Below are 5,255 nucleotides of genomic sequence, written 5' to 3' on the forward strand. Positions count from 1 at the left end.
CCCCAGCGCCGACGGCGCGCACCCCGGACCCGGGCCCGACGTCGTCGCCCCCGACGCCGCCCTGCCCACCGGCGAGGCGGTCGTCCAGGAGCTGCCGTGGCGCTGGTCCGTCCAGGGCCGCATCTTCCTGATCGGCGGCCTGGGCTTCATGTTCGACGCATGGGACGTCACGCTCAACGGCGTGATGATCCCGCTGCTGCGCGAGGAGTGGGCCCTGGACAAGGCGGACGCCGCGTGGATCGGCACCGCCAACCTCATCGGCATGGCCGTGGGCGCGTTCCTGTGGGGCACCATCGCGGACCGCATCGGCCGCAAGGCGGCGTTCGCGTGGACGCTCGCGATCTTCTCCGTGTTCACGATCGCGGGCGCGCTGACGGACTCCCTGCTGTGGTTCGCGCTGTTCCGCTTCGTGGCCGGCATGGGCCTGGGCGGCACGATCCCCGTGGACTACGCGCTCGTGGGCGAGTTCACCCCGCGCCGGCTGCGCGGCCGCGTCCTGGCCGCGATGGACGGCTGGTGGCCCGTCGGCGCCGCGCTGTGCGGCCTCGTCTCCGCCTGGCTCGTGGGCACGTGGGGCGACTGGCGCCTGCCCCTGCTGGCCATGGTCCTGCCGGCCCTGCTCGTGTTCGTCGTGCGCCTGGGCATCCCCGAGTCCCCGCTGTTCCTGATGAGCCGGGGCCGCGAGGCGCAGGCCCGCGCCGTCATCGACCGCATGGTGGCGGCCACCGGCGCACCCCGCCGGCCCTACGCGATGCCCCCGGCCGAGCCGGCCCGCTCCGGCGGCGTCGGCGCACAGCTCGCCGCGGTCTGGCGGTTCTCCCCGCGGATCACCGCGGTCGCCTGGGCCCTGTTCGTGGCCATCATGCTCGTCTACTACATCGCGCTGCAGTGGCTGCCGACGTTCCTCATCGACGCCGGCTACGCGGAGGGCCGCGCCTTCATCATGACCTCCGGCATGGCCGCGGCCGGCCTGCTCGGCGTGGTCGTGGCCACCGTGCTGATCGAGGTCACCGGCCGCCGCTGGCTGCTGGCCGTCAGCGCCGTCGTCGCGAGCGCCCTGACCGTCTGGCTGGCGAGCGTGCTGGACGTGCCCGCCGCGGTGCTGCCGCTCGTGCTGACGTTCGGCTTCGTGGTGCAGGTCGCGATCCCGGTGCTCTACACGTACGTCTCCGAGCTGTACCCGACGACGCTGCGCGCCTCCGGCTTCGGCTGGGCGTCGGCGGCCTCGCGGGTGGGCGCGGGCCTGGGCCCGCTGCTCTTCGTGGGCACGCTGGTCCCCGCCCTCGGGCTGCCGGGGGCGTTCGCCGTCACCGGCGGGCTCGTGGTCCTGGCCTGCGCGGCGATGCTGGCGCTGGCCCCGGAGACCCGCGGCCGCACCCTCGAGGTCAGCGCCGACTGAGCTCGCCGAGCACGCGCAGCAGCAGGGCCCGCTCCTGGACCTTGATGCGCTCGTGCAGCTCGGCCTCGGTGTCCGTGTCCAGCACGGGCACCGCGGCCTGCGCGAGGATCGGGCCGGTGTCCACGCCCGCGTCCACCACGTGCACGGTGCAGCCGGTGACCTTCACCCCGTGCGCCAGCGCGTCCCGGACGCCGTGGGCCCCCGGGAAGGAGGGCAGCAGGGCCGGGTGGGTGTTGAGGATGCGGCCCTCGAACCGCTCGAGCAGCGGGGCGCCCAGGATCCGCATGAACCCGGAGCACACCACCCAGTCCGGCGCGTAGGCGACGACGGCGTCCGCGAGCGCCTCGTCCCACGCGCGCCGGTCCGCGTGGTCCTTCGGGGACACCACGAACGTCTCGATCCCGTGGGCGCGGGCACGCTCCAGGCCGCCGGCGTCGGCGACGTCGGCGCCCACCGCGGCGATCTCCACGTCCAGGGCGCCGGAGGCGACGGCGTCGAGGACGGCCTGCAGGTTGGTGCCGGAACCGGAGACGAGGGCAACGATGCGCATGCGCCCATCGTAGGGTGAGGGGGTGTCGTTCCCTCCTCCCCGCCCCGCCCGCCGCAGGGCGCCCCGGATCCCGGCCGCGTGCGCACCGGCCGTGCCCTGCTGTGGCAGTCCGTGGCGCTGCTGGGGATGGTGCTCTCCTTCTCCCTCGTGCTGCCGTGGAAGCTGATCGCCCTCGCGCTGGGGCTGGTCGCCCTCGTGCTCGGCGTGCGCGTGTGGGTCACGAGCCGCGGCGCCGAGCGCTCGGGGCTGCCCCGCGCGGTGGCGTCCGCCGGCATGGCGATGGCGCTGATGGGCATGACGACGGCGGCGCTGCCGCTGCTCGCGTGGGACGCGACGGTCCAGCTCGAGCAGTGCGGCGCCTCCGCGCTCACCGTGCGGGCGCAGCAGGCGTGCGCGGACGAGTTCACCCGTCAGGTGGAGGAGCGCACGGGGGTGCCCCAGCTGCGGCCCTGAGCCGCGGGCGTCAGTCCCGCGCCCGGCGCGGGGACGGCCGGTCGCGCAGGCCCGAGGCGCGGTCGCCGGACCGCGGCACCGTCGTCGTCCCGTCCCGGTGCCCGGCCACGGCCAGGGCCGTGAGGTAGCCGGCCGCGCAGCCCAGCGCGACCCACCCGGCGACGGCGGCGCACACCGCCCAGACGTGGGAGCCGATGTCCGTCAGCGCGCCGAGCCCGAGCGTCCCGGAGGTGAGGGCCAGCGGCACGAGCAGCAGCAGCCCCGTGAGCAGTCCGGTGAGCACGGCCAGGGCCAGCGTGGACAGTGTCAAGGACACCGCGCGGCTGCCGTGGCGGGTGTGCAGCCAGTCGTCGAGGTGGTTCTCCCCCTCCCGCAGCAGCCACACGCCGGCCACGGCGCCGGCGCCGATCGGCACGGCCAGCAGGAGCAGCTGCCACGGCGACCACGTCCCGGGCAGCGCACCCAGCGCCGGGAGGGCGGGCGCGGTGGCCGGCGTCGCGCCGAACACGGAGTAGAGGCTGTCCGCGCCCACGGAGAACCCCGGGCCCGCCGTCCACGCGATCGACCACGCGGTGAACGTGGGCAGCCAGCCGATCTGCAGCAGCGCCAGGAGCAGGCCGCCCAGCGGACCGCCCCCGATCGCCTCGGCCACGGTGACGACGGCGGTCCACTCGACGGCCAGCCGCCCCGCCACGAGCAGCGCGTTCAGGCCCGTCAGGGCGAGCACGGCGAGGACCGCGGCGCGCACCACGGACCAGGCGTACGAACCGGCCCAGCGTTCGTACTGCGAGCGCCGCGAGATCCGCTCCGTGAGGTCCAGGCCGATCAGGTGCGCCCAGGTGCCGGCCTCGCGCCGCGCCCCCGCGAGGGCGGCGACGCCGAAGAGCAGGGCGGGCAGCAGCGCCGCCGGGGCGGGGTGGGCCGTCAGCTCGTCCGTGCCGGGCAGGAACGCGACGGCCAGCCCCACCAGGGCGTAGGCCCCCACCGCGCCCACGAAGGCCTGCCACGCCTGGTCCCGGTAGGACGCGCGGGCCAGGCGCCGGCCGGCCCGCCAGGACAGCGCGAGCGGGAGCAGGGTCAGGCCCCACGGCACGAGCCACGCCGTGCCGGTGATGAGGTGGTCCGGCGCGGTGGGCATGGCCGTGGTCACGGTGACGGGCACCGCGTGCAGGGCCAGCCACAGGACGCCGCCCACCTGGACGGCGCCTTCGATGGTCGGCCGCTCGAACCCGCCGGTGGCCCACACCGCGAGGGTGGGGACCATGACCGCGAGCAGGCTGATCATCGCCGTGACGAGCGCCTCGACCACCCCCTGCAGCCACAGCGGCAGGGGGACGGGGCGCAGCAGACGGGGCGCAGCGGGGCGGGAACTCACCCGTCCATGGTGCCACCCGACTCCGGGCGGCGCCTGGACGGGGGCGGGCCGCGCGGGCCGGTGCGACGACCGTCACCGGACCCGAGAGTTCATCGCGGGGTCACCGGGCCGTCGTCGGCGGGTGCCCCGGCCGTGGTCCGGGGTCCTTAGCGTCGGCCACGTGCGTGTCGTCGTGGTCGCCGAATCGTTCCTGCCCCATATGAACGGGGTCACCAACTCCATCCTCCAGGTGCTGCGCCACCTGCGGGAGCGGGGCGACGAGGCGATGGTGATCGCCCCGGCTGCCTCGTGGTCCGCCGGGTGGACCCAACGCGCGGGCGCCGGTGAGGCCCCCCGCGAGGTCGAGGGCTTCCCCGTGCGCACCCTGCCCTCCGTGCCCCTGAGCGGGTACGCCTCTGTGCGGGTGGCCGCCGGCACGGTGGGCCGGCTGCGCGGCATGCTCGCCGACTTCGCCCCGGACGTGGTGCACATCGCCTCCCCCTTCGTGCTGGGCTGGCGCGCGGTGCAGGCGGCCGAGGAGCTCGGCATCCCCTCCGTGGCCGTCTACCAGACCGAGGTCCCCGGCTACGCGGCCCGGTACGGCGCCCCGTGGCTGGAGGACGTCCTGTGGAGCCACGTGGCGCGCCTGCACAACATGGCCACGCTGACGCTCGCGCCGTCGTCGTTCACCGTCCGGCAGCTGCACCGCCAGGGGGTGCGACGCGTGCACCTGTGGGGCCGCGGCGTCGACTCCCGCCGATTCCATCCCGCCAAGCGGGACGAGGCGCTGCGCGCCGAGCTCGCCCCGAACGGCGAGAAGCTCGTGGGCTTCGTGGGGCGGCTGGCGCACGAGAAGCAGGTCGGGGACCTGCGGGTGCTCTCGGACCTGCCGGGCACCCGCCTCGTGGTCATCGGCTCCGGGCCGCTGCGCGAACAGCTCGAGCGGGAGCTGCCCGGCGCGCACTTCGCCGGCTTCCAGGGGGGCGAGGACCTCGCGCGCCACGTGGCCAGCCTGGACCTGTTCGTGCACCCCGGCGAGTCCGACACCTTCGGCCAGACGCTGCAGGAGGCGATGGCCTCGGGCGTGCCCGTCGTCGCCGTCGGCCGCGGCGGCCCCCTCGACATCGTGGACGCCTCCCGCACCGGCTGGCTCTACCCGCCCGGCGAGCTGGACGAGCTGCGCCGCCACGTCGCGGACCTCGTGTACGACGACGTCAAGCGGGCCGCGTTCGCCGACGCGGCGTGGGCGTCGGTGCAGGGCCGGACCTGGCCGGTGCTGTGCGAGCAGCTCGTGGGCTACTACGAGAAGGCGATCGCGGTGCAGGAGCGCCGCCGCGTGGAGCTGGCCCGCCGGCTGCTGACGGCGCCGTCGCTGCTGGCCGCGCGCGTGTTCGGCTGAACCCCGGGACGGACACCGGGCGGGCGCCAGGCGGCCCGGGTCTCGCGTCCGGAGTCGTGGCTAGGGTGGCGGGCATGGACGCCACCCCGCACCCCCGCCC

Annotated in this window: 5 protein-coding genes; 3 read left to right on the forward strand and 2 right to left on the reverse strand. The window is 75.9% G+C overall.

Going from position 1 to position 5,255, the window contains the following annotated elements:
- A partial coding sequence (locus J1M40_RS02345; RefSeq protein ID WP_342356874.1) for an MFS transporter occupies positions 1-1,399 on the forward strand: 1,399 nt, incomplete at its 5' end.
- On the opposite strand, the gene purN is transcribed toward J1M40_RS02345, so the two are convergent.
- The gene (gene purN / locus J1M40_RS02350) at positions 1,386-1,949 is read right to left on the reverse strand and encodes a phosphoribosylglycinamide formyltransferase (RefSeq protein WP_020621609.1); all 564 of its coding nucleotides are present in this window, start codon (positions 1,947-1,949) and stop codon (positions 1,386-1,388) included. The genes J1M40_RS02345 and purN overlap by 14 nt on opposite strands.
- Positions 1,950-2,027: 78 nt before the next feature.
- On the opposite strand from purN, the gene J1M40_RS02355 reads away from it, so the two are divergent.
- Positions 2,028-2,402: a hypothetical protein gene (locus J1M40_RS02355; RefSeq protein ID WP_342345144.1), complete on the forward strand. Its 375-nt coding sequence runs from the start codon at positions 2,028-2,030 to the stop codon at positions 2,400-2,402.
- 10 nt (positions 2,403-2,412) lie between these two features.
- Here the strand turns inward: J1M40_RS02355 and J1M40_RS02360 are convergent, their stop codons facing one another.
- The gene (locus J1M40_RS02360) at positions 2,413-3,777 is read right to left on the reverse strand and encodes a DUF6350 family protein (RefSeq protein ID WP_233263244.1); all 1,365 of its coding nucleotides are present in this window, start codon (positions 3,775-3,777) and stop codon (positions 2,413-2,415) included.
- 160 nt (positions 3,778-3,937) lie between these two features.
- Here J1M40_RS02360 and J1M40_RS02365 point away from each other — a divergent pair, with 160 nt between their 5' ends.
- Positions 3,938-5,155, forward strand: coding sequence for a glycosyltransferase family 1 protein (locus J1M40_RS02365; protein ID WP_070709353.1), 1,218 nt, complete (start codon positions 3,938-3,940; stop codon positions 5,153-5,155).
- Positions 5,156-5,255: the final 100 nt, after the last annotated feature.

The organism is Micrococcus sp. KRD026 (genome assembly GCF_017168445.1).
Lineage (GTDB): Bacteria > Actinomycetota > Actinomycetes > Actinomycetales > Micrococcaceae > Micrococcus > Micrococcus luteus.

Excerpts from the sequence above, each read along its gene's own strand:
- purN (WP_020621609.1), bottom strand. The coding sequence starts at position 1,949 with ATGCGCATCGTTGCCCTCGTCTCCGGTTCCGGCACCAACCTGCAGGCC.